The following is a 24432-nucleotide window of genomic DNA, read 5'->3' as shown; positions in this document are numbered from 1 at the left end:
CTCAAAAACCGTGGTACGGCGGTCTCCGAGAGACGTTTCGATTGAATGCGGTTCACACCGCCGGCTACTACCCGCGGGCCTTTATCCGCATCGGCCGCGTGCGGGGAGACGATGGAGTTCGTCCACCACGACGGTCGGCAGACGGCCTATCGGCACGCCCGCCCGGCCGGCGACGGGCCGACGGTCCTGTACGTCCACGGCAGCGGCGGGACCCACCGCGTCTGGGCACAGCAGTACGGGACGCACGCGCCCGCGTTCCCGGCCGCGGCCCTCGATTTGAGCGGCCACGGCGATTCCGAGGACGTGGCGGCTGAAGCCGGGGACCCCGCGCTCGCGGCCTACGCCGACGACGTGGCCGCCGTCGGGCGGGCCGTCGACGCGGACGCGGTCGTCGGGAACTCGCTTGGCGGGGCCGTCACACAGCGGGTCGTACTCCGAGAGGGCTGGACGCCCCGCGCTCTCGTCCTCCTCGGGACCGGCCCGCGTCTCCCGGTGTTCGAGGACTTGCTGACGTGGCTGGCCGAAGACTTCGAGCGGGCCGTCGACTTCCTCCACGGCCGGGACCGTCTGTTCCACGACGCCGACGCCGCGGTCGTCGAGCGCTCGCGCGAGACCATGCGGGCGGTCGGGCGAGCGGTCACCGCCCGCGACTTCGAGACCTGCGACCGCTTCGACGGCCGGGACCGCCTCGGCGAGATAGCCGTGCCGACGCTCGCGGTCTGTGGCGAACACGACAGGCTGACTCCCCGGTCGGTCCACGAGCGACTGGCCCGCGAGGTGCCGGCCGGCGAGTTCGCGCTCGTCCCCGACGCCGCCCACCTCGCCATGGTCGAACAGCCCGGAGCCTTCGCCCGAGCGGTCGCGGGGTTCCTCGACGACGCGCTCTAGCCGGTCCCGCTCTCGGTCGGCCCCACGCTCAGTCGGCCCAGTAGTACCGCGGCCCGAGCGCGAAAAAGAGGAGCGCGATGGCGAGCATGACTCGCGGGCCGGCCCGGTGCAACGCCGTCGGCGCGACGACGGCGACGGCCAGCACACACCCCATCGGGACGGCGTGTTTCGGTCCCGGCTTCGGGTAGTCGAAGGGCGCGACCATCATCGGTCCGAGGACGACGGCCGCGACGCCGACGACCAGCGGGTCGGTCACCCCGGCGAGGTAGGCCGTCCCCAGCAGCATCGTCCCGAGGGTGTTGGGCATCCCCGGCCGGTTCTTCGGGTCGTCGATGTACGTGCTGTAGAAGGCCGTCCGGACGATAGAACAGACGACGAAGGTCGCGGCCGCGGCGACGACGGCGGCGTAGACCGGGAGCGGTGCCGTCCCGAACCCGCCGTAGGCCTCGGTCAGGACGACGTAGACGAACAGCCCCGGTGTCGCGCCGAACGAGACCACGTCGGTGACGGAGTCCAACAGCGGACCGACCTCGGAGCTCTCGCCGCCCCGGGCGACGATACCGTCGACGGCATCGGCGATGACCGCGAGCAGCATCAACCGCGCGGCCAACTGCACGTTCGCGAAGGCGATAGCCCCCGCGAGGAACCCGACGACGGCATTGGTCAGCGTGACCACGTCGGCGACACTGAGTCGTCGGCGCACCTCGAATCCCATGGCTATCCGCTCGGCCACCTGCCACATGAAGGACTCGGAACCCGGACGGTCCCGCCCTCACTCTGGCAGGTCGTAGCCGACGACGAATCGGGCGGCCGTCGCCAGCGTCCCCACCACGAGGACGTATAGCTGCCACCCGCCGCGGGCGACGGGAAACACCCGGTCGACCGGCCCGTCCGACGGCGTCGACTGGCCCGGGTTTGGGTCGACGCCGCTGTCCATCTGGACCTCGCTCGTGTTCCCGATGGCCCGCAGCGTCGGGACGCCCCCGTCGCCGCCGTCCGGCGACCCGCCAGTCTCGACGTACGTCTGGACGATACCGCGCTGTGTCGACAGCTCCAGTCGGCCCTGTATCTGGTAGAACTGGTCGTGTAGCGGCCACAGCAGATTCGCGCCGCCGCCGACGGCGTCCAGCAGGACGTGCCCGACCGCGTAGACGAACACGCAGAACCACGCGACGCGGACGCCGTAGGCACCCCAGCGCGCCCGGACGTACGACTCCTCGCGGAGGTACAGGTCGACGGCGAGCGCGGCGGCCAACAGCCCGGGAATCACGAGGTTCGTCGTCGCGGCGCGGTGTCCAACCGTCGAGAACAGCCCGATGAAGGCGTCCACGTCCGGGAACGTGACGACGCCCAGCGCCAACAGCAGCGACCGCTTGTCGAAGGCCGCCCCCAGCAGTGTCGCGGCCAACAACCCCGCGAAGGCGTAGTGGACCACCAAGGAAGGCACGTATTCACATGGCGACAGCGCGACGATGAGTGTTGCGGTGGTCGCAGTGCGAAAGCGAAGTTATTTATTCGTCGAAAGCCGAGTTTTTCCGGTAGTGGAATGCGGCGACGGGACGCTGCGGTGGACCAGATAGGGACTGGACGCGGGCGGTGTCGACCGGGATGAGCGACGACACCCTCGCCGAAACCGGCGGACAGCTGTCGCTCGCCGCCGGCGAGCAGTCGCTCGTTGCGCTCACGTCGATGCAGTCGCTGTTCAGTCGGCTCCCGCGCCAGACCCCGGGGAACGCCGTCATCGTCTCCGCCACGTCGCCCGCGGCCGTGGCGACGACGCTCGCCGACGCCGGCTGGTCGCTCAACCGCGTCGGCATGGTCCCCGTCTCCGGGTCGACGGTGGAGTACGACGGCCCGATGCACCACACGACGCCGGTCGTCCCGGACGACCTGACTGGCCTGAGCATGCGCCTCTCGCGGCTCCTCGGGACACTCGACGGCGACGGGCTGTTGGTCGTCGAGAACCTCAACGTCTTCCTGATGTACGCGGACGAGGCCCGCGTCGTCCGGTTTCTCGACCACGTCGCCTCGCGGGCCGCCGACGGCGACACCCGGGGAATCTACGGTGTGGTCCGCGACGCCGTCGACGAGGGGACCTACGCCGCGCTGCGGCGGTGCGTCGAGACGGAACACGACCTGCGGTAAGAGGGGCGGTGGTTCAGCGACGGGTCGTCCGCTCCGCGTCGGCCGACACCGACCGCTCGGACAGCGCCACCGCCCGCCGGCGCAAGCCGAGGTTCATCTGCTCGAAGCCGCGTTCGAGCCGTCGCTCCAGTCGCCCCACGACGCGACCTGCGAGCGGCCCGCGGACGGTCTCGCGCTGGACGAACCGACAGCCGGTCTCGTGCGGTTCGATGCGAAAGACGTGAACGGCGTCGTAGCCGAACAGCGAGGACTCCCAGCGGATTTCGGACTCCGGGTCGACGGCGACGACGGTCGGGCGGAAGGAGACGGTCGGGAGCCCGGGAACCGAGAGCGTCGCGTCCACGGTCTCACCGGCGACCAGCGGGCCAGCCACCCGCAGGAGCGTGTTCCACCGGGGGTAAGCATCTGTATCGGTCAGGACGGCCCACACTGTCTCCGGCGGCGTCGGCACGTCGACGCTGGCCGCTATCTCCGGCATCGGGTCACAGTTGGGGTTCTGTCGGCAAAAGCACCGCGGGACCCGGTGTCTGACGGGCGACGGACGGCAACGAAATTTTAAGACCCGCGCGTCCGACCGAACAGTATGGACGCCGAAGCCGTTCCACAGGAGATAACGACGCTAGTGGGTCGTGAGGTGTACTCGAACAACGGGGTCTTCGTCGGCGAAGTGGAGGACCTGCGCTTGGACCTCGACCGACAGGAGGTGACGGGGCTCGCGCTCCACGAACTGAACACGGAGCTTTTCGACGCCGACGTTCGGTCCTCGCGGGGCGTCATCCTCCCGTACCGCTGGGTGCAGGCGGTCGGCGACGTGGTCATCGTCAACGACATCGTCGAGCGCATCCGCGCGCCCGAGTCCGACGACGGCGAGGAAGAGGTCGCGGCCTAGTTCCCGTTCGCGCTCTCGCCGCCGCTCGAACTGTCGACGCCCATCGCCTCGAACAGTTTCCGCTTGACGGCTTCCTCGGTGAGTTCCAGCAGCGTGTCGCGGTTGTCGTCGCTCGTGTCCAGTCCAGTGAAGATGCCCAGCGGTATCTCCACGCTGGCGTCCGTCGAGTGACCCGCGGTCTCGCCCATCCCCCCGAAGGCGTCGGCCAGCACCTTCCCGATGTTCATCCGGATGTCCTTCGAGCGCGCGGCCAGATAGATTGTGTCGTCGGCGATGGCGAAGACCGCGGTCGTCGTGATACCTTCGAGGTTCAGGAGGTGTTGGGCGGCCTGTGCCAAGGCGTCGCGGTCGCGGATGAACCCGGCGTTGGAGACGAGGTGGCTCCCCTGTACCTCGCGGTTGCGGATGGCCTCGGCCAGCACGTCCAGCGTCTCGGGGCTCATCGACGGCGATTCGACCTGTTCCAGCGTGTCGTGGTCGGCGAAGGGGTAGAGGTACGCCGCGGCGGTGAGGTCCGCCGGCGTCGTGTCCCGCTTGAAGTCCAGCGTCTCGGCCCGGATACCGTACAGCAGCGCCGTCGCCACGGTCTGGTCGAGGTTGAGGTCGAGTTCCTGAATGTACTTCGTCAGGATGGTCGACGTGGCCGAGACGTTCGGGCGGATGTCCGAGAAGTCGGCGTCGTGCTCGTCCTCGTGTTCGTAGTGGTCGATGACGATGTCGACGCTGTCCACGTCCGGTTCGCCGCCCTTGGCGACGTCGACCAGCGCGAAGGTGTCGTACTCCCCGAGGTCGACGGACTCGCGCGAGGCGAGGTCGATGCCCAGCAGGTTGACGAACGCGCGGTTCTCCTGATGGCCGATTTCGCCCTCGTAGACGATGTCGGCCTCCACGTCCCGGCTCTCGGCGATAGCCCGCAGCGCCGCCGCCGAGGCGATGGAGTCGGGGTCCGGGGAGCGGTGGATGAGAATCGCCATCCGGTCCTCCGTGGCGTCGATGACGTCGGCCAGCTGTGTGGCCTGATACTCCAGTTCGCCCGTCTCCAGCGCCCGGAGCGCCGAGTCGGCGATGACTGCCGAGGGGTTGACGACCACGTCGGCCCCGAGGTCGGTGAGTTCGTCGGCCGAGACCGGGTCGTCGGCCCGCGCGACGATGAACTGGTCGCCGTCGGCCTCGCGGATGTTCCGCACCGCCTCGGCGTTGGCGGCCACGTCCGGCGACATGATGAGCACCACGTCGCGGTCCCGCACCGTCTCGACGACGCTCTGCTCCGCGATGTCGGCCTGCTGTGCGTTGAGGTCCTGGTCGCGCAGTGCCTCCACCCGCCCGTCGTCCGCGTCGAGGATGAGGACGTCTTTGCCCTCGCCGACGAGTTCCTCCGCCACGGCGTGGCCCACGCTCCCGCACCCGAGAATGGCGTACGTGGACATGGAGGCCATCGTGATGCCGCTGGCTGCACTCATTGGTGTTTACATCGGTGGGCGCGAGGCCCCTTTAATCACGCCCTTCGAACAGCGACGCCGCCGAGAAACCGCCGGAAGAGCGTGAGACCGACCGACACGAGTGGGACGAATGAAAACCTATTTGAGTTTCCCTTCCAGACGTGAGAGTGTACTGGGCCGGTAGCTCAGTCTGGCAGAGCGACGGCCTCTTAAGCCGTCGGTCGAGGGTTCAAATCCCTTCCGGCCCGCTTTCTGCTCGAACAGTTCGTGAGGAGCGAAGCGGCTACGGAGAGATTCGAGTCGCGTGAACGTCGCGCAGGTGTTCGAATCCCGTCGGCCGCTACAGCTCTCTCACCATCTCGACGTGGGGGATGCCGGCCTCCTCGAACTCGTCGCCGACGGCCGCGTATCCCAGCGACTCGTAGAACGACCGGACACGGGTCTGAGCGTGGAGGCGAACCGTCGTCGCGCCGGCGTCGCGGGCCATCGACTCGACGGCGTCCATCAGGCGCGTGCCGACGCCGGACCCGCGGTGTGACTCGCGGACCGCCACACGCTCGGCCTTCCCGACGCCGGCCTCGGGGATACGGAGACGGGCCGTGCCGACAGCGCGGCCGTCGTCGACGGCGACGGCGTGGCGCGCCGCCTCGTCCCGGCCGTCCATCTCCTCGGCCTCGGAGACCCCCTGTTCCTCGACGAACACCGCCCGCCGGACCGCCGTCGCGGGCGCTCGCAACGTCGCCCAGTCGCCAGTCCGTACTTCGACTGCCATACCGTCCGTTCCCCGGCCGCGCGGGTGTATCTTCCGGGTGGTGCGCGTCCGATCGGGTTCCGTCGGACCGTCGACGGCGCAGTCGAGAGCGAGTCCGAACCGGCCGAGGCGTGCAGCCCCGTCTGTCACGCGGCGATAGAAGGGTACTGAGTTAGCTGTCGGGGCTGTAGTTCGGCGCTTCGTCGGTAATCATCACGTCGTGGGGATGACTCTCCTGTTGGCCCGCGGCGGAGACACGGACGAACTCGGACCGTTCCTTGAACTCCGGAATCGTCTCCGCGCCGACGTAGCCCATCCCGGACTGCATCCCGCCGACCAGTTGGTGGAGTTCGGACTGGAGCGACCCCTTGTACGGCGTCGCCGCCTCGACGCCCTCGGGGACGAACTCCTCGCCCTCCTCGTCGTCCTTGAGGTAGCGGTCGCCGCCGCCCTCGTTCATCGCGCCGACCGAGCCCATGCCGCGGTACTGCTTGTACTTCTTGCCGTTCATCTGGATGACGCGGCCCGGTGCCTCGTCGGTGCCGGCGAAGTAAGAGCCAAGCATCACCGCGTCCGCGCCGGCCGCGATGGCCTTGATAGCGTCCCCGGAGTACCGAATCCCGCCGTCGGCGATGACCGGCACGTCGTGCTGGCTCGCCACGTCGGCGACCTGCGAGACGGCCGTAATCTGTGGCATCCCGGACCCGGTGACGACGCGGGTCGTACAGATGGAACCGGGGCCGATGCCGACTTTCACGCCGTCGGCGAAGTCGACGACGTCCTCGGCGGCCTCGCGGGTGCCGATGTTGCCGACGACCACGTCGGCCTCGACCTCCGCCTTTATCTCGCGGGCGCTGTCGATGACATCGAGGTTGTGGGCGTGCGCGCAGTCGATGAACAGCACGTCGACGCCGGCCTCGTCGGCGGCGCGGGCGCGGTCGAGTTCGAACGGGCCGACCGCCGCGCCACACCGCAGCGAGCCGTCGTCGGCGCGGGCCGCTTGGTCGTACTCGCGGCGTTGGAGAATGCCCTGCATCGTCACCAGTCCAACCAGCCGGTCCCCGTCGTCGACGATGGGGACGCGCTCTATCTTGTTCTCGTACATCAGTTCGAGCGCGGCCCGGGGCGTGACGTCCTCGGGGGCGGTGATGACCTCGTCGGTCATGGCCTCCGAGACGGCGTCGTCCTCGCCGACTTCGAGGAACGGCCGGATGTCGGTCCCGGAGATGATGCCCAGCACCTCGCCGGTGCCGTCGTCGACGACGGGTGCGCCGGAGACGCCCTCGCGCTCCATCATCTCGTCGACCTCCTTGACTGTCTGGCCGGGGTTGGCCGTCACCACGTCGCGGATGATGAGTTCGTCGGCGCGCTTGACGCGCTCTATCTCGGCGACCATCTCGTCTACGTCGGTGTTGCGGTGGAGGACGCCCAGCCCGCCCTGTCGGGCCATGGCGATGGCCATGTCGCTCTCGGTGACGGTGTCCATCGCCGCCGAGAGGACGGGGACCTGCAGCCGGACGTTCTGGGAGACCCGCGTGGCGGTGTTGGCCTCGTCGGGTTCGACCCGGGACTCCTTGGGTCGCAGCAGTACGTCGTCGAAGGTCAACGCCTCCGGAACGCGGAGCTTCTCGGAGAAGGGCTCGGAATCGTTCGCCATGTAAACCGTCCACGACGGCACGGCAAAAGCGTTGCGAGACTCGCCGAGACTGTGGCTCGCTCCCATACCGGACGCCGCGGCGAGGCCGGTCCGACGGGTGACGACCGTCCAGTTCCGCCGGCTCCACCGTGCGTTTCGTGACCCCTGTGGCCGGTTCTCACGCAACACTTATGCGCGAATGAAGGATAGTGATAGATATGCGCGAAACCGAATCCCTCAGCGCGGGCACTGCCCGACTATCGACGCCGGCCGCGGCCGTCGAGAAGACATTTTTCGAGGGGTTCGGCAAACGGAACGGCCGGGTGTCGGCTTCCCCGCCCGGACTCGCACGCGCCGTCACCGGAGCTTCCCGGCGAGAGCGGGGTTATCCACGCCCGTAACGCGACATGAGTAGCTCCAGACACCCGACCGCCCTCGCCATCGAGCGACAGGTGGGGCGCGGCGGCCGCCTGCTCGCCGTCGTGATGAGCCTCCCGTTAGTCGACGGTATCTTCCCGGCGCTCGTCCTCGCGGGCGCGCTGACGACGTGGACCGGGATGCTCGAGATCGGCCTGCTGGTCTTCGGCGGGAGCGCCACCGTCGCGGTCATCCTCGCCGAGATGGAGGGCGGTCCCCGCCGACAGGCCCGCGCCGTGTTGCTGGTCGGGAGCGTGCTGATTCCCGTCGCCGCCGTCGAGGCCGCGCTCGCGCCGACCATCGCCGGCCTCGTCTCGCTGGCGACCTTCGAGCGCTTCGCTGGACTGGTCATCCTCGTCGTCGCCGCCCAGACCGCCAGCGCCCGCGTCGCCGAGTACATGCCCCGCCCGGCCGTCATCGTGGTCCTCGGGCTGTTCGCCAGCTTCGACCCCGCGGGTGCGCAACTGGTCGTCGACGCCGACCCCGCGACCATCGCCCGGGCGGCCGGCACCGCCGCCATCGGCGTCGGGTTCGCCCTCGCCGTGGCGCTGACCAGCCCGTGGCTGCGCAACGCCGTCGACATCGACCGCTTCCGGTTCGGGAGCGCCGTCGCGCTGGGCGTCCTCGCGCTCTCCGTGTTCGGCGTCATGCCGACGAGCGCGCCCGTCGCGCTGGCGGTACTTGCCGTCACGGCCCTGCTGAGCTTCGACCCCGAACACGCCCGCGAGCGCCACGCCGACTACCACCCCGACCACGTCGACCTCACGGCGGCGTTCTCCGACGGCGGGGCCACGCAGGGCGTCGCCGCCGACGAGCGCACCGACGACGGCGCGGCCGTCGACTACGACCCCGACCAAGAGCGCGCGCCGTGGCTCTGACCCCGAAGCTTTAGGCGGGTCCGGGACCGGCGTCCCGTATGGCCGACAACCGCGTCATCCAAGGCCGGATGCAGACGCCCGAGAGCCTCGCCGAACTCATCGAGGGCGAGAGCGTGATGGACGCCGAAAACATCGAAGACGCCGGCATGGACTGCCCCGACTGCGGCGAGAACGTCGTCTCGGTCGGCTACATGCCCTCGGCGCTGGAGTTCGTCACCGGCTACAAGTGCCAAGAGTGTGACTGGTCCGACACCGACCGGGACTGAGCAATCGAAATCCCTTTACCACGAGTCGGCCTACGACGGCGTGCAGGCGGGGTCGTGGCCTAGTCCGGGAAGGCGGCTGACTCCAGAGGCCACGCGCCCGGGACGAAACTCCAAGGGCTGATATACTGAGCGGCCGGCTGATCACCGGCGCGCGACGATGACCCTCTGGAGTTCCGAGGCGCAGGACGGAGATATCAGCCGATCGGGGGTTCAAATCCCTCCGACCCCATACAGTATATAACTACAGCGGTACTTCTTGCTGACACTTGGCCGGTGGCCACCCATGAGCCGCGTCACGTCGCCAGACAAGACGCTTCCGCTCATCTACGAGTTCTGTGGGACCATCATTGAGGACGAGCGGTAGCCCTGCCCCGCGCTGGAAGTCGTCGCCGACCGGCGACTGATTAGGCTCGCTTCCAGCCAATCCACCACTTGTTCGCGTCTGGCCTCCAATTTCGGTGTGATGGTCACAATGGCACGAAGCGCTGCGATGACGAGCCAGATGCCATCTACCATCGGTTTCACCCGAACATCTAAGATTCGTCGGCAGCCGCTATCCAGTCTGGACCTGAGCGTAACCACTGAACTGGTGGCTGCCTCAGTCGGGACTATACTGGCCTTCATCGGCTACTTCGTACTCTTGGTGAAGTAGCATCGCGATGGGTACAGCATCCCGAATCTCATCAAGAAGCGCGAACTTATCGGACGCTAATCTCCGTCGAGCGGATTTCTCAGACCGTCTATCGGTGTGAAACCACATTCCCGAGAATTAGGCTCTGTTGAAATCCTCGGTCGCTGATAGTTTGCTGAGGCCGTGTTGAATTCAGGGCGCGTATCGGTCACGAGGCTGATTAGGTGTAGCCGTCCGAAGACCGAAGCAATTATATATTTTTAGGTTAGCCTAAATCGCATGTCCGAAGAGACCGGTGGACACGAGGCACCGACACGCAGAGACTACATCAAGTACGGCGGGGCAGTCGTAGGCGGAGGCCTACTCGCCGGATGTGCGGGACAGAGCGATACCGGCGGCACCCCCGAGTCGATGACTACTAGAGCCGAGGCCCCAGAATCGACACAAACCGAACGCTCCTACGAGGCCTGCATCGAGCCCGTCGGCTGCCAGACCTTCCAGAAGGTTCCCGAGACGTATATGCTCAACAACGGGGAATGGGCCGACATGGCTTTCGCCCTGGGACAGCGCGACGGCTTCCTGACTGCGACAAATATGATACCGGGATTCCTCTTCGAGCCATTCGGTCTTGACGTGGGCACCCGGTCGGAGACCGAGTCGCTATCGGCCGGGAACTGGGACAAGGAGCTGTTCTACGAACTCGATCCCGACATCATTCTGATGGATCCCAATTACATGCACGAGACGGGATGGGACGATTCTTGGGACGAATCCGATACCCAAGAAATCGCTGAAAAGGTCGCACCCTTCTTCGGGAACAACATCCTCCGTCGGCGTGAGTTCCACGACTACAAGCTCTACTCGCTGTACGAAGCGCTCGACCACCTCGCCAATCTGTTCCAGGAGCGAGAGAGATACGAGGCGCTCGTCGAGGTTCACGAACAACTACAGTCCAAACTCCAGTCGCGTCTCCCGCCGACTGAGGGACGCCCCAACATTGCGTTACTGAACAGCGCGTCAGCACCCGGAGAAGGGACGTTTTATCCGATGAACACCCAGGTCGAGGGGGTCGAACTGAAGCCCTACCGCGATCTGAACATCGGAAGTGCGTTCCCAGAAGAACTGGTCGCCGAGGGGACAATCGACTACGAGCAGCTGCTGGATGTCGACCCCGAAGTCATCGTCATTCATTGGGGTATCGCAACGACCGGTGATACTGACAGCTTCTCACGTACGGCGTTCCGCGAGCAGTACGTCGACCCAATGAAACAGGACTCGGTCGGCAGTCAGCTTACGGCCGTCCAGAAGGGGAATGTGTATCCGGGGGCCTTTGGCTCACAGGGACCGCTCGTGAATCTGCTCCAGACTGAAATGGTCGCCCAGCAGTTCTTCCCTGACGAGTTCGGCGCGTTCAATCCTGATTCGTTCCCTGAGGTGCCCGAGGAGCAGCGCCTGTTCGACCGGCAACGCGTCAGGGACATCATCAACGGCGACATCTGAGCGGGGCGGCCGAGGAATCTGGCCTCCGCGACTCCGCGCTGCATACACCCTCTCTATTCAGCACACGACACCTTCAGGTCCAGGGTGGTTCAACAGAGCCGAGAATCACGGTTCCCGTAGTCGGGGACTCAGCGAGATAGCCAACAGTCCCGGGGTCTGCTGGACACTGCACCCACGACGCGATAGTCGGCGAGAGAGTGTCGAGGCGCGACTCTATCGGCGTGGAGTATCGGAGCCGCCAAAAACGGGCCGGCGGCACAACCATCGATGGTGGGGGTGGTGGGGGGAAGGGTATGGTTGGCCGGCCCAGCTTGACATACCATGCCCAAGGGGATAAATGGAGTGGTACAACCGCCTGTTCAGCCGGGCGAGGTCGGGGATGGCGGCCGGGTGAGGGCTAGGAATCCTCCTCGGCCGCGTACGTCTCCGTCCGGCGGCGGGTGACGAGCCAGAGCACGAGGTATCCTATCGCGCCGAGGACGAACAGCGTCGCCGGAATCAGGAACGGCCCGAACGTCTCGACGAGCGTCGACAGCTCCGGCAGTCCTGTCATCGCCGGGTAGTGGCGGCGCGGACAGTTAAACGACGAGGGTCCGAGCGCCACGTTGAAACCCCGGCGGGGAGAACGCCACTCCATGTATCGTCCCGGGCACTACGGTGCCGCGCTGGTCGTGTACGCGCCGGTGGGCGCGGCGCTGCTCGCCAGTGGCGCGACGGGCCTCGCGCTGGTCGGCGGCGCGCTCTCGCTGGCGCTCGCCCCGCTGCCGGACTACGACCTGCGAGTGCCGTTCGTCAGCCACCGCGGGAGTACCCACACGCTCCTGTTCGCGGGGCTCGTCGGCGCGGTCCTCGGCGGCGTGGGGTGGGCGCTGGGCGCGCGGGTCGGCGGCGCGACGGCCCCGGAACTGGGCGGGTTCGCCGCCGTCGTCGGGGTGGCGGCCATCCTCTCGCACCTCCTCGCGGACGCGCTCACGCCGGCCGGCATCGAGCCGTTCTGGCCGCTCTCGGGGCGGAACTACACGCTCGGCCTCGCGCGGGCCGACAACACGCTGGCGAACTACGGACTGCTGGCGCTGGGCGCGCTGGCGACCGTCCTCGCCGTCGCGGTGGGGGAGCCGTCGCTGCTCGCGCTCCTCAGATGAGGCCGCGGTTCTCCAGCGAGTCCATGATGTCGTCGACGAAGGCGTCGACGCTCTCGTAGGGGAACTCGGCGTCGAGTTTGGTGTTCAGTTCCATCGCCGTCATCGAGAACTCGCCCGACTCGAACTTCGTCGAGGGGCCCCCCGGAAGCGTCGGCACGAGGTCCATCGGACTGGAGACGGGGTACTCCGCCTCCTCGAACGCCTCGACGAACTGTTCGCGGAGGTCGTCTTTGTCAACCATGTCTCGTCACTGTATTGCGTGAGCCGTTTCATAAAGGGTTCGAACGGGATACACTTGCCCGTTGTTGTGAGTTTATTTGCCACCGCCACCCTCTTGTCCGCCTGCCCCGTGGGACGCGTATGCACGGGTCGACGCGTCGCCGGTTCCTCGCGCTCGGCGCGGCCGCGCTGGCCGCCGGCTGTTCGGGACCGAGCGACGGCGGGGGGAACAGCGGCGGCGGGAGCGAAAGCGACGTAACCGGGACGGCGACGGAGACGACGGCGTCGACAGAGACCGACGCGTCGCTCGCGTCGCTGGAACTGGGCGGGACCGTCGTAGCGGACGGCTTCACCTCTCCGGTCGGCATCGTCGCGCCCGGGCCGGACGAGTACTACGTCGTCGACCAGCCCGGGCGAGTGGTCCGCGTCGCGGACGGCGAGACGGCGGTGGCGGCGGACCTGCGGGACCGCGTGGTTGACGTGAGCGGCTACGACGAGCGGGGGCTGCTCGGGATGGCCGTCCACCCCGAGTACGACGGCTCGGGGCGGGCCTACCTCCGGTACAGCGCCCCGCCGAGAGCGGGGACGCCCGACGGCTACTCGCACACGTTCGTCCTCAGCGAGTTCGACCTCGCCGACGGGGAACTCGACCGCGGGAGCGAGCGGACCCTGCTGGAGATTCCCGAGCCCCAGTCGAACCACAACGCCGGGGCCGTGGCGTTCGGGCCGGACGGCTACCTCTACGTCGGCGTCGGCGACGGCGGCGGCGCAAACGACGAGGGCCGCGGCCACGTCTCGGACTGGTACGACGCCGTCCCCGGCGGCAACGGGCAGGACGTGACCGAGAACCTGCTCGGGAGTATCCTTCGCCTCGACGTGGACAACGGGGATGACCGCCCCTACGGAATCCCCGACGACAACCCACTCGTGGGGCGCGAGGGCCTCGACGAGCAGTACGCGTGGGGGTTCCGGAACCCGTGGCGGTTCTCCTTTGGCCCCGACGGACGACTGTTCGTCGCCGACGTGGGCCAGTCCGAGTACGAGGAGGTCGACGTGGTCCGGCGGGGCGGCAACTACGGGTGGAACGTCCGCGAGGGCCGGGGCTGTTTCCGCGCGACGGACTGCCCGACGACGACGCCGGACGGGGAACCGCTCCGGGACCCCATCCTCCAGTACCCCCACGACGGCGACGAGGTGTCGGGGCTGGCCGTCGTCGGCGGCTACCTGTACGACGGGACGGCGCTGCCGGCGCTGTCGGGCCGGTACGTCTTCGCCGACTGGCTCGCCCGCGGACGGCTGTTCGTGGCGACCGAGCGGGCCGACGGCCCGTGGCCCGTCACCGCCGTCCCGGTCGCGGGCATCGGCTCGAACGTCCTCTCGTTCGGCCGCACGCCGGCCGGCGAACTGCTCGTCTGTTCGAGCGACGAGGGGGGCGTCTCGGGGTCCAGCGGCGCGGTCCACCGGCTCCGGCAGGCCTAGTCGTCGGCCGCGACGGCGGGGTCGCCGTGGCTCACCTCGTCGCCCAGCAGCGTCATGAACTCCGCGAGCCACTCGGGGTGGTCGGGCCACGCCTGCCCGGTGACGAGGTTGCCGTCTCGGACGACGCCGTCGACCCACGAGCAGCCCGCGGCCTCGCACTCGGCGCGGACGGCTGGATAGGCCGTCATCTCGTAGCCGTCCAGCACGTCCGCCGCGGCGAGAATCTGGGGGCCGTGACACAGCGCCGCGACGGGCTTGTCCGCCTCGAAGAAGTGCGTGACCGCCTCGATGACGGGCTCGTGGGTCCGCAGGTACTCGGGGGCTCGCCCGCCCGGGACACAGAGCGCGTCGTAGTCACTCGGCTCCACGTCGGCCATCGTCGCGTTCAGTTCGAAGTCGTGGCCCCGGCTCTCCATGTACGTCTGGTCGCCCCGGAAGTCGTGGACGGCCGTCTTGACCGTCTCGCCGGCGGCCTTCTCCGGACACACCGCGTCTACGTCGTGGCCCACCATCTGGAGGGCCTGAAACGGCACCATTATCTCGTAGTCCTCCCCGAAGTCGCCGACGACCATCAGGATGTCTTTGCCCATTGGGAACACCACTCGCGGCTACGCCCGAGGAGGAGATAAGAATGACGGTGAGCCAACACGAGCGAGCGGCGACGGACGGCGAGCGTACCCGAAGCGGCCGCGTCAGTCCCCGCAGACCCGCTCGACCAGCGCCGGGAACTCGGCCAGCGAGTCGATGACGTGGTCCGGGGACACGTCGCTGGTCGCGAGGTCGTCCCGGTCGGTGACGCCGGTCAGGACCAGCGCCGTCGTCATGCCGGCCCGCTCGCCCATCGCCACGTCGGTCGTCAGCCGGTCGCCGACGACCAAACAGTCCGCGGGCGCACAGCCGAGGCGGTCGAGCGCGGCGTCGACGGCAACGCCGGAGGGCTTCCCGAGGACGCGGTCGGGCTCCCGTTCGAGGACGCCGGCGACGGCGCGGAGTATCGCCCCCGAACCGGGCACCGGGTTCCCGTCGCCGTCGGGGAACGTCGGGTCCGGGTCGGTCCCGAGAAACGCCGTCTCGGCGTCGACGGCTCGGAGCGCGTCGACCATGTCGCGGTAGTGGAAGTCGTCGGTCCACGAGGCCAGCAACACGTCGGTCTCGGCGGGCCGGTCGACGACCGCGGCGCGGCTCCGCCGGACCTGCTCGCTCACCGCGTCGTCGCCGACGACGAACACCCGGTCGCCGGCGTGGTGCGCGTCGAGGTACTCGCGGGTCACCACGCCCGAGGAACAGGCCTCGCCCTCGCGGGCGTCGACGCCGAGTCGGCGGAGCCGCTCGACGTAGGCCGCGCCGTCGTGGGTCGGGTTGTTCGAGAAGAAGCACAGCGACGCGCCGCGGTCGCGGGCCGCCGCGACCGCGTCGTCGACGCCGGGCAGGAGGTCGTCGCCGCGGTAGATGGTCCCGTCGAGGTCGAAGACGACGCCGGCCAGTGTCATCGATACGGGTTCGGCCGCCGACGACAAAAGCCCATCACTCGGCCGGCTCGACGCCGGTGACCTCGAAGCGAGCGCCCGAGGGGTCCGCGTCGGTCACCGACACCGCCCAGCCGTGGGCCTCGGCTATCTCCGCGACGAGTCCGAGCCCCATCCCCGTGCCGTCGGACTGGGTCGAGAAGCCCATCTCGAACACGTCGCCGGTCTCCCCGTCGACACCGGTCCCGTCGTCGGCGACGTAGAACCCGTCGACCCCGCCCTCGCCGTCGAGCAGGCCGACTTCGACGGTCACCGCATCGTCGTTGTGTTCGACGGCGTTACGAAACAGGTTCGAGAGCAGGTCCTTCAGGCGGCCCGCGTCGGCCGCGATGCGGGCCGAGCCGTCGACGCGAAGCTCCGAGCCGTTCGTCTCGACGTACTGCCACGTGTCCGTGGCGACGGTCTCGACGTCGACTGCCTCCACCGCGTCGACGGTCTGTCCCTGCCGGGCCAGCGCCAGCAGGTCGTCGATGATGGCCGCCATCCGTCCCAGCGACCGGTCGACCTTGTCGTAGAACTCCGCGTCCTCCTCGTCGTCGGGGGTATCGAGCAGTTCCACGGCGCTGCGGGCGACGTTGAGCGGGTTCCGGAGGTCGTGGCTGACGACGCTGGCGAACTGTTCGAGGCGCTCGTTCTGCCGCTGGAGCTCCCGTTCGCGCCGCCGCTGTTCGGTCACGTCGCGGGAGACGAACTGGACGACGTTGCCCTCTCGGAGGCTGTCGACGGGGACGAACTGGTTGTGGTAGTGGCGGCCGTCGACGACGTCCTCGGTCTCGGTCGGCTCACCGGCCTCGATAGCATCCCGGGCCGCTTCGGCGCGGGCGCGGGCGGTTTCCGGGTCGATGAGCGACGCGAGCTGTTCGCCCGCGAAGTCGCCGGGGTCACCGCCGAGGCGCGTCGCCATCGCGGGGTTCACTTCGAGCAGGCGGCCGCCGGTGTCGAGTTGTGCGATACCGTCGTTGGAGTTCTCGACCAGCGACTCGAACTTCTTTCGCGTCCGTTCCTGTGCGACGACGTTCTCGATGCGGTTCGCCAGCCGGCCGTACTGCTTGTCCTCGACGACTTCGAGCTTGAGCAGGTAGTCGGCGACGCCGGCGGCGATGGCCTCGCTCGCCGTCTCCTCGTCGCCCCGCCCGGTCAGCAGGATGAAGGGGAGCGACGAGTCGTGTTCCCGCACCCTCTTCAACAGCTCCAGCCCGTTCATCGCCGGCATCTCGTAGTCGCTGACGATGCAGTCGAACTCCTCGTCCGCGACGCGGGTCGCGGCGGCCGCGGGGTCGGTCTCGTGTGTCGCGTCGATGCCGTGTTCTTCGGCCAGCGTCTCGGCGGTCATCTGCGCGAAGAACTCGCTGTCGTCGACGACGAGGGTGCGTATCTGATATTTATCGGACATATAACGTGGAGAGTGGCCGTTATCCGGTAATTGATACAGTGCCACTTATATATGTAGGGCCCGGAGCCGGCGCGAGTCACCGGCGGAGCCGTCGTTCCCAACGGGGGCCGGCCCGGCGCGTCAGCAGCCAGCCGACGCCACCGGCGACGGTGGCGAGAGCCACAGCGCCCGCGGGGGCGAGTACGGGCGCGGCCGAGGCCACGAGCGCCGCGACGAGCAGCGGCACCGCGAGCGCGGACAGCGCCGCCCCGAACAGCGCGAACAGCGGCGTGTCGAACAGCAACTCGTTGGGCGCGAGGCCGGTGACGAAGACCGTGACGCCGTGGACGTACGCCGCGACGCCGGGCACGACTGCGAGTCCCACGGCCACACGAGACGGCGGGTACCAGACCGTCGCCAGCGCGAGGTAGCCGGCGCTCGCCGACAGCGAGAGCAGCAGGTGCGCCCGGAGCGTCCCGACGAAGACGGCGCGGTAGGCGACCGGGAAGCGGAGGTACTCCCGCGGGTCGTCGAACTGCGTCACCCAGTTGTAGGTGGTGAACGAGCCCAGCCCCAGCAGCGTCCCGAACGCGATGCCCGCGTGTGGCGTAATGCCCGTCACGTCGGCGAGCCGGCCGAGCAGGAGCGCGGTCACGAGAAACAGGACGCCAAGCGAGAACGCAACCTTGCCGACCGACCCCGACGAGCGACTCACCGAGAGCAGCGCCCGTCGGGTCAGGGGGTCGGCGGCGCGACCGAACAGCCGGTCGGTGAACCGTCGACTCCCCCGCGTCCCGCCCTCGACCGGCTCGAACAGGGCCACGCCCAGAACCGCGAGCGCGGCGGTCGGAACGAGCCCAGCGACGGCCGCGGCGGCGGTCGGGTCGGCGTACACCGCGTAGGGCGTGACCGCGACCGGGTCGACGCCGCCGTAGACGACCGCTCCGGTCCCGACCGCCAGCACGGCCGCCAGCGCGGCCCGGCTCCGCGTCGCCACGCCGACCAGCGTCAGGCTGAGCGACGCCCCGAAGGCGAACGCCGCGACGGCGGCGACCAGCAGCAGGGCGACCGCCCCGACGGAGCCGCCCCGCTCGACCGCGACGACGCCGTAGCCGGCGACGGCGGGCGTCAGCACCAGCGCGGCGTAGTAACACACGTCCTTGACGAGAAACGTCGCCAGCAGCCGGCGAAAGGAGAGCGGGAGCGTCCGGGCCGAAAAGACCAGCAGCGTCGCGTCCCCCAGCGCGTCCCGGAGCGCGTCGCGCCCGACGAGTCCGATGGTCCCGACCTGCAAGCCGAAGAACCCGGCCAGCGCCACCAGCCAGCCCGCGACCGTCGACGGCGGCGTCCCGGTGAGCGCGAGCAGCCACGTCCCGACGGCGGTGAGAGCCGCCACGGCCAGCGGGAACGCGGCGAACCGCCGCCCGCCGAAGAGGTGGCTGTGGAGCCGCCACTCCTCCCGGACCATCCAGCGGAAGGTGGAGGTCACCGCTCGGCCGCCGCCGGCTCGGCGTTCACCTCCGCGACGAAGTACTCCAGCAGTTCGTCCTCGGTCATCGTCCGCGGGTCGCACTCGGCGACGAGCCGACCGTCCTCGACGATGCCGACGTGGGTACACAGTTCGGCGGCCACGTCGACGTAGTGCGTCGAGAGAAAGAGCGTGTTCCCCCGCTCGCAGTACGCCGAGAGCTGGGCCTTGACCTCCTCCTGCATGATGGGGTCTAAGTTGACCAGCGGCTCGTCGATGAAGACGAGTTCGGGGTCGTGGACGAACGCCGCCGCCAGCATCACCCGCTGGCGCTCCCCCTCGGAGAGCCCGGTCGACAGCGCGTCGAGGGTGTCCTCGAAGGCCAGTCGCTCCGCCCACTCGGCGATGCGCTCGTCGGGGGCGGCCACGTCCCGGACCTCGCAGACGAAGGTGAGATACTCCCGGGGCGTGAGGAAGCTCGGTGGGTCCTCGCGCTCGGGGAGAATACCGATGACCTCGCGGACGGCGGTCGGGGCCGCGACCGGGTCGCGACCGACGACGCTGGCCGTCCCGTCGGTCGGTTCGCGCTGCCCGGTCAACAGCTCGATGGTCGTCGTCTTCCCGGAGCCGTTCGGACCGAGCAGCCCGAAGACGGCCCCGTCGGCGACGGTCAGCGAGAGCCCGTCCAGCGCCGTCACGTCCCCGAACCGCCGCGACAGGTCCCGTGTCTCGATGGCTGGCATTCGCCGGAAGGAGTCGGCGTACTCCCTTAGCTGTTGGCCCCGGGAGCGCTGACCGGACCGCCGCGTGTCGGCCCCGCAGGAGCAGCGGGCGGTCGGGACCACCCACGGCGTGGGGACCGTTGCGGCCCCGAAAACCGACGCCATCGTCACCTCCGCGGAGGCGACCCCGAACCGGGCGCTCGTCCGAACGTGGTCCATACGGGCACCCACGGCGCGGCCTAACGTTGCCGCCCGCTCACACCGGTGTCGGCGGGGCCAGCGACAGTTCGCCGCCGGGGCTGTGGTGGACCAGCGCGGGACCGGTCGCCGACAGGGCGAGCGCGGCGAGCGGGTCCGTCGTCACCGACGCGTCGACGGGGGCCAGCCGCCACGGTTCGTGGCCGACGTTGCCGGCGAGTGGGACGCCGAGCGCTCCGGCCGCGAAGTACCGCTCGCGCCCGACGAGGAAGGCGACCAGCGAGTCCGGCGGGGCGGTCGCGGGCGCTCGGTCGGGGACCGCGTACCGCACGTCGAGGCGGCGCTCCCCGTCGGCCGTCAGCGTCCGCCGCCGGTCGTCGCCTTCGCGGGTCGCGTCGGGCCGCCCGCGCCGGACGGGGAGTTCGAACAGCCGCGAGCCGGCGGCGACCCCGCCGTCGGCAAACAGCGACAGGACCCACGCGCCGCGCTGGTCGCGGGGCCCGCGCACGTACGTCCGGAGCGTGACGGTCTCGACGGGGGTCGTGAGTGGGAGGCCGAACGACGCCACGCGCTCGACGGTACACGCGACGGCCGTCACCCACGCACTCCCGTCGGCGGTATCGACCGTGAGCCACGGCGGCAGGGACTGCCCGACAGCGCCGCTATCGACCGGCCAGTGGACGAAACACGCGTCGGCGAGCGTCGCCGCCAACGGACGAAGCGGTGCCACGGTCGTGTTGGGAGCGCTGCGGGCATGAGTCTGCCGGCGGTCGGTATCGCGGACGCCACCGCCGTGGCGCAAACGTGGACCTTAAGCCGCTCCATTGGCTTCGAAAACCGATGGCTGACTCTGACACGGCAGACTCGGACGCACCGTCGCTGTTCGGTCGCCTCCTCTTTGCCGGCGGGCTCGCGGTGCTCGCCGTCCGGAACCTCCGAGACCTCGACGGCCGAATCGCCTACGCGGACGCCAAGGGCGTCCCGCTCGCGGACAGACTGGTCCCGGCGGCCAGCGGGCTCCTCCTCGGCGGGAGCCTCGGAATCGGCACGTGGACGCTCCCCCGCCTCTCCGCGGCCGGCGTCGCGGCGTTCTTCGTCGGCGTCACGCCCACGATACACGATTTCTGGGCCGTCGACTCGGACGAGCGCGGCGAGGAACTGACCGCCTTCCTCCAGAACCTCGCGCTCCTCGGCGCTGTGGTCGCGTTCCTCCAGCGCGCGAGTCGGGAGTGAGCCGGCGGTCCCGCTTCTCGCCGCCCGCACAGCAATTGCTAACAGGCCGCCGGCCCAACGGTCGCCCATGCAGTTCGAGGTGGTTCAGGGAGACATCGCCGCACAGTCGGCGGACGCGCTCGTCAACGCCGCGAACACCAGCCTCCGGATGGGGTCGGGCGTCGCCGGCGCGCTGAAACGCGCCGCGGGGTCGGGCATCGACGACGAGGCCGTCTCGAAGGGGCCGGTCGAACTCGGCGGCGTCGCCACCACGGACGCCTACGCCCTCGACGCCGAGTACGTGATTCACGCCGCCGCGATGCCGCCGGGCGGCCAGTCCGACGCCGACAGCGTCCGGTCGGCCGCGCGCAACGCCCTCCGGGAGGCCGACGCCCTCGACTGCGAGTCGGTCGTCATGCCCGCCGTGGGCTGTGGCATCGCCGGCTTCGACTACGCCGACGGCGTCCGCATCATCTGCGAGGAACTAGCCGCCTTCGAGCCGACTCACCTGTCGGACGTTCGCCTCATCGCCTACTCCGACGACGACTACGAGACGATGCGGCGGGTCGCCGATGAGGTGCGGGCGTGAGCGACGGCACGCCCGGCGGCGACGCCTCGCCCGACGGCGAGGGCGACAACGCGGTCGAGGGCCGAGCCCCCGACGAGCCGGTCGTCTGCCCGGTCTGTGGCACGGACTTCGAGTCCGTCTCGGTCCACGACGAGGGCGTGATGGTCAATCTCTTGGACAACGAGCGGTTCCAGCGGGTCTGTTTCCAGCCGGTCGCCGGCGAGGACGACCCCCTGCTTCGCTTCTTCCATCACACCCACGAACAGGCCGGAACCGGTCAGCCCGGGACCCCCGGCGGGCGGGTACCCTGAGGCCCGGAAAACTCTGTAGTGGACAGGACGTTCCGAATCGGTCGGTATAGCGGGCCCATTCAGCGAACCGCTGGTCTTTGGTTGGGCCGACGGGAAACTGAACGTACCGATGGGATGGGCCCAGATACCGAGTGCCGGGAAGGGACGTGAACGAGTCCGCGGTCAGATGTCTCCCGTGACGATGTCCGCGAGCCGCTGGCGGTTGAACAGCTGTTCGTCCTCCGAGAGCTCGCCGTAGCCGGGGTACGAACCGAACTCGCGGGGGTAGAGTTGCTTTGCGGCCATCTCCGTTTGGAACATGTTGATAATCGGCCCTTGGTACGGGGTCCCGCCAACGTAGAGGTCGTCGTTTTCGACCGCAGTCACCTCGCTCGTCACGGGATGGTCGTTGAGCAGCTCTCGCTGTTGTTGGATGTAGTTCTCACCCTGAAGGTCGCGGTGGGTGATACCGAAATTGAAGATGATGACGTCCGGGTCGTACTCCAAGAGCCCTTCGTGATCCACAGTGACCGACGACTGGCCGTCGTACGCGCCGTCGAACGAGTCGTTCACCTTCAGGTCGCGATATTGCTTTTTTCCCCAAGTCTTCTCGACTTCCGATTTCGGGTTGTATACGACCCATCCGTCGCGGTTCTCCGGGTTGTATCGGCCGTTCACCAGCGCTAGCGACCGGCGCTCGCTCTCCGGTGGGACGCGCGAGCGCACGTTCTCGATGAACGGCTCGTAGAGTTCCAAGAGGGCCTCCCCGCGTTCTTCTTCACCGAATAGAGTGGCGTACTTCGGGATGTACTCCGAAATGGAGAGGTAGGGGTACGACTCGCCGACGGGCCAGTGGGTCCACCCGTCGAACCGTTTGCGGCGGCTCTCGTTGCCGAACCAAGGTGCGACGTTCTCCTGAATCTCTTCGGCTTCGTCCTCGTCAAGCCTGTAGATCGCGATGATGGGGTTCGGGTCGACCGCCATCAGATCCGGGTCGAGTTCGTATAGCACTTCGAGGTCGGTGTCACGGTCCTCGGTGGTGAACTGGGTCAGTTCGTCGGCTGCTGGGACCGTGACGCCGTCGAGAAAGTCGTAGAACCCCTGATACCAATACCGTGGGTCAGCCATCCCGACAGCGCCGTCGGCCTGTCCAAGAGCAGTCAATACGTCCGCAGTGAACCCGAGACCGCCGACCCAAGTGGACGGTGGCTCCTCGAGCGTCAGTTCACCCACCGGAGGCATCGTCGCCGAATACGATTCGTTCGGGTCCGTCGTCTCCGAGTCGGGTTCGGCCTCAGTCGCCGCTGTGGCTGGTGTCGACTCCGAGTCGGGTTCGGTCTGCCCGACACACCCCGCTAAGAACCCACCTCCAACGACTGCGCCACCGGACTTCATGTAGTCTCTGCGCGTCGGTTCATCGCGGCCACCGCTATCTTCGGACATGGGATTAGGCTAGCCTAAAGTCGATAAAACCTCTTCGGTCTGTAGTCGGTTTTACAGAACTAGCCCGATGACCGACACGCGCCTCGTATGCGGCACGCTCGCGGATTGTCTCCCGAGGCTAGCATCTTGCTCGAAGACGGTTCGCGGACCCACCGAGCAGCGCTTTCCGGAATGGACCGACTGCACGGATCGAACACACGCCATTGTGACCAGCGAGGAAGCGGCTCGCCGCTCACCGTTCGCTGTCGCTCGCCGTTCCGTATCGAGGGCCGCGCTTCGCGCACTCCCGCACCGTTACGCGGGTCACTGCGTTCCCCGCTCGCTTTCGAGGGCCGCGCTTCGCGCGCCCCTCGCTACTCGTGTCCCGACACCCGGACCGGCTCGTAGGCGTCCTCCAACCACGTCACGTCGCTGTCGGCGAGGTCGATGTCCAGCGCCGCGACGGCCTGTTCGAGGTGTTCGACGCTCGTCGTGCCGACGATGGGCGCGTCGACCCACTCCTTGTCCAGCACCCACGCGAGCGCGATTTGGGCCATCGTCGCGTCGTACTCCTCGGCCAGTTCCTGCACGCGCTCGTTGACCGTCCGGCCGCCGCCCTCGTAGTAGGGATGTTCGCGGGCGTAGTCGTCGGTCGCGCCCCGCGTCGTCGCCTCGACTTCCTCGTGGGGGCGAGTGAGATACCCCCGGGCCAGCGGGCTCCACGGCAGCACGCCGACGCCCGCTCGCTCACAGAGGGGGAGCATCTCCCGCTCCTCCTCGCGGTACAGGAGGTTGTAGTGGTTCTGCATCGTGGCGAACCGCTCCAGCCCCAGTGTGTCGCTCAGGTGTCGCGAGCGCTGGAACTGCCGGGTCCACATCGACGACGCGCCGACGTAGCGGGTCCGACCGCGGCGCACGGCGTCGTCGAGTGCCCGCAGCGTCTGCTCGATAGGCGTGTCGTAGTCCCAGCGGTGAATCTGGTAGAGGTCGACGGTGTCCATCCCCAGCCGGTCCAACGAGTCCGAGAGCGCCTGTTCCAGCGCCTTCCGCGAGAGGCCGCCGGAGTTGGGGTCGGAGTCGTCCATCTGGAAGTACCCCTTGGTGGCGACGACCTGCGCGTCGCGGTCGTAGCCGTCGAGAAACGACCCCAGCACGCGCTCGGACTCGCCCGCGGAGTACATGTTGGCGGTGTCGAAGAAGTTGATGCCGAGGTCGACCGCCCGGTCCAGTATCTCGTGACTCTCGTCTTCGTCTAACACCCAGTCGCGCCAGTCGGAGGTCCCGAAGCTCATACAGCCCAGACAGAGCCGGCTGACTTCGACGCCGGTGGAGCCGAGTGTGGTGTACTCCATGCCGGAGTGGGGGCCGCTGCGG

At 68.5% G+C, this 24432-nt stretch carries 28 protein-coding genes and 2 tRNA genes; 14 read left to right on the top strand and 16 right to left on the bottom strand.

All coding sequences use genetic code 11. The features are described 5' to 3' along the window. Positions 1-111: 111 nt before the first annotated feature. On the top strand, positions 112-888 hold the full coding sequence (locus tag ACV7JO_RS05055; protein WP_470355254.1) for an alpha/beta fold hydrolase: 777 nt from the start codon (positions 112-114) through the stop codon (positions 886-888). A 28-nt stretch (positions 889-916) separates the two neighbouring features. On the opposite strand, the gene ACV7JO_RS05050 is transcribed toward ACV7JO_RS05055, so the two are convergent. Next, positions 917-1603 (bottom strand): protein sorting system archaetidylserine synthase, encoded by a 687-nt coding sequence (locus ACV7JO_RS05050; protein ID WP_470355253.1) that lies wholly within the window; start codon positions 1601-1603, stop codon positions 917-919. 57 nt (positions 1604-1660) lie between these two features. Further along, positions 1661-2335: a metal-dependent hydrolase gene (locus ACV7JO_RS05045; protein WP_470355252.1), complete on the bottom strand. Its 675-nt coding sequence runs from the start codon at positions 2333-2335 to the stop codon at positions 1661-1663. 161 nt (positions 2336-2496) lie between these two features. Between ACV7JO_RS05045 and ACV7JO_RS05040 the strand changes: the two genes are divergently transcribed. Beyond that, complete coding sequence (locus ACV7JO_RS05040) at positions 2497-3033, top strand: DUF7504 family protein (protein WP_470355251.1); 537 nt, start codon at positions 2497-2499, stop codon at positions 3031-3033. Between the two features lie 13 nt (positions 3034-3046). Here ACV7JO_RS05040 and ACV7JO_RS05035 read toward each other — a convergent pair whose 3' ends face one another. Continuing rightward, a complete protein-coding gene (locus ACV7JO_RS05035) occupies positions 3047-3511 on the bottom strand; it encodes an SRPBCC family protein (RefSeq protein ID WP_470355250.1) in 465 nt (154 codons plus the stop codon). A 105-nt stretch (positions 3512-3616) separates the two neighbouring features. Between ACV7JO_RS05035 and ACV7JO_RS05030 the strand changes: the two genes are divergently transcribed. After that, complete coding sequence (locus ACV7JO_RS05030; protein WP_470355249.1) at positions 3617-3922, top strand: PRC-barrel domain-containing protein; 306 nt, start codon at positions 3617-3619, stop codon at positions 3920-3922. On the opposite strand, the gene ACV7JO_RS05025 is transcribed toward ACV7JO_RS05030, so the two are convergent. Then, positions 3919-5382, bottom strand: a complete 1464-nt coding sequence (locus tag ACV7JO_RS05025; RefSeq protein ID WP_470355248.1) for a DHH family phosphoesterase — start codon at positions 5380-5382, stop codon at positions 3919-3921. The two genes, ACV7JO_RS05030 and ACV7JO_RS05025, sit on opposite strands and share 4 nt — an antisense overlap. Positions 5383-5535: 153 nt before the next feature. Here ACV7JO_RS05025 and ACV7JO_RS05020 point away from each other — a divergent pair. Further along, positions 5536-5609, top strand: a tRNA-Lys gene (locus tag ACV7JO_RS05020). Positions 5610-5701: 92 nt separating this feature from the next. Here ACV7JO_RS05020 and ACV7JO_RS05015 read toward each other — a convergent pair. Beyond that, positions 5702-6133 carry a GNAT family N-acetyltransferase gene (locus ACV7JO_RS05015; protein ID WP_470355247.1) on the bottom strand — a complete coding sequence of 144 codons (432 nt, stop codon included), beginning with the start codon at positions 6131-6133 and terminating at the stop codon, positions 5702-5704. Positions 6134-6284: 151 nt separating this feature from the next. Next, positions 6285-7769 carry an IMP dehydrogenase gene (gene guaB, locus ACV7JO_RS05010; protein WP_470355246.1) on the bottom strand — a complete coding sequence of 495 codons (1485 nt, stop codon included), beginning with the start codon at positions 7767-7769 and terminating at the stop codon, positions 6285-6287. Between the two features lie 386 nt (positions 7770-8155). Here guaB and ACV7JO_RS05005 point away from each other — a divergent pair, with 386 nt between their 5' ends. The 5 genes from ACV7JO_RS05005 to ACV7JO_RS04985 all read left to right on the top strand — a co-directional run bounded on the left by ACV7JO_RS05005 (position 8156) and on the right by ACV7JO_RS04985 (position 11440). Next, on the top strand, positions 8156-9043 hold the full coding sequence (locus tag ACV7JO_RS05005; protein ID WP_470355245.1) for a DUF5794 domain-containing protein: 888 nt from the start codon (positions 8156-8158) through the stop codon (positions 9041-9043). Positions 9044-9081: 38 nt separating this feature from the next. Then, positions 9082-9309, top strand: a complete 228-nt coding sequence (locus ACV7JO_RS05000) for a DUF5795 family protein (protein WP_470355244.1) — start codon at positions 9082-9084, stop codon at positions 9307-9309. Between the two features lie 48 nt (positions 9310-9357). Next, positions 9358-9538 (top strand) — tRNA-Trp (locus ACV7JO_RS04995). 430 nt (positions 9539-9968) lie between these two features. After that, positions 9969-10061 carry a pentapeptide repeat-containing protein gene (locus tag ACV7JO_RS04990; RefSeq protein WP_470355243.1) on the top strand — a complete coding sequence of 31 codons (93 nt, stop codon included), beginning with the start codon at positions 9969-9971 and terminating at the stop codon, positions 10059-10061. Between the two features lie 158 nt (positions 10062-10219). Continuing rightward, positions 10220-11440 carry an ABC transporter substrate-binding protein gene (locus ACV7JO_RS04985; protein ID WP_470355242.1) on the top strand — a complete coding sequence of 407 codons (1221 nt, stop codon included), beginning with the start codon at positions 10220-10222 and terminating at the stop codon, positions 11438-11440. A gap of 397 nt (positions 11441-11837) precedes the next feature. Here ACV7JO_RS04985 and ACV7JO_RS04980 read toward each other — a convergent pair whose 3' ends face one another. Continuing rightward, positions 11838-11993, bottom strand: a complete 156-nt coding sequence (locus ACV7JO_RS04980) for a hypothetical protein (RefSeq protein ID WP_470355241.1) — start codon at positions 11991-11993, stop codon at positions 11838-11840. Positions 11994-12075: 82 nt separating this feature from the next. On the opposite strand from ACV7JO_RS04980, the gene ACV7JO_RS04975 reads away from it, so the two are divergent. Then, complete coding sequence (locus tag ACV7JO_RS04975) at positions 12076-12582, top strand: metal-dependent hydrolase (RefSeq protein WP_470355240.1); 507 nt, start codon at positions 12076-12078, stop codon at positions 12580-12582. On the opposite strand, the gene ACV7JO_RS04970 is transcribed toward ACV7JO_RS04975, so the two are convergent. Next, positions 12575-12823 (bottom strand): MTH865 family protein, encoded by a 249-nt coding sequence (locus ACV7JO_RS04970; RefSeq protein ID WP_470355239.1) that lies wholly within the window; start codon positions 12821-12823, stop codon positions 12575-12577. The two genes, ACV7JO_RS04975 and ACV7JO_RS04970, sit on opposite strands and share 8 nt — an antisense overlap. 119 nt (positions 12824-12942) lie before the next feature. Here ACV7JO_RS04970 and ACV7JO_RS04965 point away from each other — a divergent pair, with 119 nt between their 5' ends. Further along, positions 12943-14280: a PQQ-dependent sugar dehydrogenase gene (locus ACV7JO_RS04965; protein WP_470355238.1), complete on the top strand. Its 1338-nt coding sequence runs from the start codon at positions 12943-12945 to the stop codon at positions 14278-14280. On the opposite strand, the gene ACV7JO_RS04960 is transcribed toward ACV7JO_RS04965, so the two are convergent. From ACV7JO_RS04960 to ACV7JO_RS04935, 6 genes are all read right to left on the bottom strand, one after another. Beyond that, a complete protein-coding gene (locus tag ACV7JO_RS04960; protein WP_470355237.1) occupies positions 14277-14870 on the bottom strand; it encodes a DJ-1/PfpI family protein in 594 nt (197 codons plus the stop codon). The two genes, ACV7JO_RS04965 and ACV7JO_RS04960, sit on opposite strands and share 4 nt — an antisense overlap. Before the next feature lie 102 nt (positions 14871-14972). Next, the gene (locus ACV7JO_RS04955; protein WP_470355236.1) at positions 14973-15770 is read right to left on the bottom strand and encodes an HAD-IIA family hydrolase; all 798 of its coding nucleotides are present in this window, start codon (positions 15768-15770) and stop codon (positions 14973-14975) included. A 34-nt stretch (positions 15771-15804) separates the two neighbouring features. Continuing rightward, positions 15805-17199: a sensor histidine kinase gene (locus tag ACV7JO_RS04950; protein ID WP_470355235.1), complete on the bottom strand. Its 1395-nt coding sequence runs from the start codon at positions 17197-17199 to the stop codon at positions 15805-15807. Positions 17200-17275: 76 nt separating this feature from the next. Beyond that, positions 17276-18667, bottom strand: a complete 1392-nt coding sequence (locus tag ACV7JO_RS04945) for a hypothetical protein (protein WP_470355234.1) — start codon at positions 18665-18667, stop codon at positions 17276-17278. Next, positions 18664-19389, bottom strand: coding sequence for an ABC transporter ATP-binding protein (locus tag ACV7JO_RS04940; RefSeq protein ID WP_470355754.1), 726 nt, complete (start codon positions 19387-19389; stop codon positions 18664-18666). The genes ACV7JO_RS04945 and ACV7JO_RS04940 overlap by 4 nt, the downstream gene beginning before the upstream one ends. A 235-nt stretch (positions 19390-19624) precedes the next feature. Continuing rightward, positions 19625-20296, bottom strand: coding sequence for a DUF2071 domain-containing protein (locus ACV7JO_RS04935; RefSeq protein ID WP_470355233.1), 672 nt, complete (start codon positions 20294-20296; stop codon positions 19625-19627). A gap of 110 nt (positions 20297-20406) precedes the next feature. Here ACV7JO_RS04935 and ACV7JO_RS04930 point away from each other — a divergent pair, with 110 nt between their 5' ends. From ACV7JO_RS04930 to ACV7JO_RS04920, 3 genes are all read left to right on the top strand, one after another. Then, the gene (locus ACV7JO_RS04930; protein WP_470355232.1) at positions 20407-20799 is read left to right on the top strand and encodes a DoxX family membrane protein; all 393 of its coding nucleotides are present in this window, start codon (positions 20407-20409) and stop codon (positions 20797-20799) included. A 67-nt stretch (positions 20800-20866) separates the two neighbouring features. Continuing rightward, entirely contained in the window at positions 20867-21367 is a 501-nt protein-coding gene (locus ACV7JO_RS04925) for a macro domain-containing protein (protein WP_470355231.1), read from the top strand. Continuing rightward, entirely contained in the window at positions 21364-21657 is a 294-nt protein-coding gene (locus ACV7JO_RS04920) for a DUF8145 family protein (RefSeq protein ID WP_470355230.1), read from the top strand. The genes ACV7JO_RS04925 and ACV7JO_RS04920 overlap by 4 nt, the downstream gene beginning before the upstream one ends. Before the next feature lie 162 nt (positions 21658-21819). Here the strand turns inward: ACV7JO_RS04920 and ACV7JO_RS04915 are convergent, their stop codons facing one another. Next, positions 21820-23079, bottom strand: coding sequence for an ABC transporter substrate-binding protein (locus tag ACV7JO_RS04915; protein WP_470355229.1), 1260 nt, complete (start codon positions 23077-23079; stop codon positions 21820-21822). A 353-nt stretch (positions 23080-23432) separates the two neighbouring features. Next, positions 23433-24410 (bottom strand): aldo/keto reductase, encoded by a 978-nt coding sequence (locus ACV7JO_RS04910; protein WP_470355228.1) that lies wholly within the window; start codon positions 24408-24410, stop codon positions 23433-23435. Positions 24411-24432: the final 22 nt, after the last annotated feature.

Source organism: Haloarcula sp. MBLA0138 (assembly GCF_055632455.1).
This window is presented reverse-complemented; position numbering and strand designations above follow the sequence as displayed.

Coding starts and splice junctions, on each gene's coding strand:
- ACV7JO_RS05055 (WP_470355254.1), top strand. CDS start 112: ATGGAGTTCGTCCACCACGACGGTCGGCAGACGGCCTATCGGCACGCC.
- ACV7JO_RS05050 (WP_470355253.1), bottom strand. CDS start 1,603: ATGGGATTCGAGGTGCGCCGACGACTCAGTGTCGCCGACGTGGTCACG.
- ACV7JO_RS05040 (WP_470355251.1), top strand. CDS start 2,497: ATGAGCGACGACACCCTCGCCGAAACCGGCGGACAGCTGTCGCTCGCC.
- ACV7JO_RS05035 (WP_470355250.1), bottom strand. CDS start 3,511: ATGCCGGAGATAGCGGCCAGCGTCGACGTGCCGACGCCGCCGGAGACA.
- ACV7JO_RS05030 (WP_470355249.1), top strand. CDS start 3,617: ATGGACGCCGAAGCCGTTCCACAGGAGATAACGACGCTAGTGGGTCGT.
- ACV7JO_RS05025 (WP_470355248.1), bottom strand. CDS start 5,382: ATGAGTGCAGCCAGCGGCATCACGATGGCCTCCATGTCCACGTACGCC.
- ACV7JO_RS05015 (WP_470355247.1), bottom strand. CDS start 6,133: ATGGCAGTCGAAGTACGGACTGGCGACTGGGCGACGTTGCGAGCGCCC.
- guaB (WP_470355246.1), bottom strand. CDS start 7,769: ATGGCGAACGATTCCGAGCCCTTCTCCGAGAAGCTCCGCGTTCCGGAG.
- ACV7JO_RS05005 (WP_470355245.1), top strand. CDS start 8,156: ATGAGTAGCTCCAGACACCCGACCGCCCTCGCCATCGAGCGACAGGTG.
- ACV7JO_RS05000 (WP_470355244.1), top strand. CDS start 9,082: ATGGCCGACAACCGCGTCATCCAAGGCCGGATGCAGACGCCCGAGAGC.
- ACV7JO_RS04990 (WP_470355243.1), top strand. CDS start 9,969: ATGGGTACAGCATCCCGAATCTCATCAAGAAGCGCGAACTTATCGGAC.
- ACV7JO_RS04985 (WP_470355242.1), top strand. CDS start 10,220: ATGTCCGAAGAGACCGGTGGACACGAGGCACCGACACGCAGAGACTAC.
- ACV7JO_RS04980 (WP_470355241.1), bottom strand. CDS start 11,993: ATGACAGGACTGCCGGAGCTGTCGACGCTCGTCGAGACGTTCGGGCCG.
- ACV7JO_RS04975 (WP_470355240.1), top strand. CDS start 12,076: ATGTATCGTCCCGGGCACTACGGTGCCGCGCTGGTCGTGTACGCGCCG.
- ACV7JO_RS04970 (WP_470355239.1), bottom strand. CDS start 12,823: ATGGTTGACAAAGACGACCTCCGCGAACAGTTCGTCGAGGCGTTCGAG.
- ACV7JO_RS04965 (WP_470355238.1), top strand. CDS start 12,943: ATGCACGGGTCGACGCGTCGCCGGTTCCTCGCGCTCGGCGCGGCCGCG.
- ACV7JO_RS04960 (WP_470355237.1), bottom strand. CDS start 14,870: ATGGGCAAAGACATCCTGATGGTCGTCGGCGACTTCGGGGAGGACTAC.
- ACV7JO_RS04955 (WP_470355236.1), bottom strand. CDS start 15,770: ATGACACTGGCCGGCGTCGTCTTCGACCTCGACGGGACCATCTACCGC.
- ACV7JO_RS04950 (WP_470355235.1), bottom strand. CDS start 17,199: ATGTCCGATAAATATCAGATACGCACCCTCGTCGTCGACGACAGCGAG.
- ACV7JO_RS04940 (WP_470355754.1), bottom strand. CDS start 19,389: ATGCCAGCCATCGAGACACGGGACCTGTCGCGGCGGTTCGGGGACGTG.
- ACV7JO_RS04930 (WP_470355232.1), top strand. CDS start 20,407: ATGGCTGACTCTGACACGGCAGACTCGGACGCACCGTCGCTGTTCGGT.
- ACV7JO_RS04925 (WP_470355231.1), top strand. CDS start 20,867: ATGCAGTTCGAGGTGGTTCAGGGAGACATCGCCGCACAGTCGGCGGAC.
- ACV7JO_RS04915 (WP_470355229.1), bottom strand. CDS start 23,079: ATGTCCGAAGATAGCGGTGGCCGCGATGAACCGACGCGCAGAGACTAC.
- ACV7JO_RS04910 (WP_470355228.1), bottom strand. CDS start 24,410: ATGGAGTACACCACACTCGGCTCCACCGGCGTCGAAGTCAGCCGGCTC.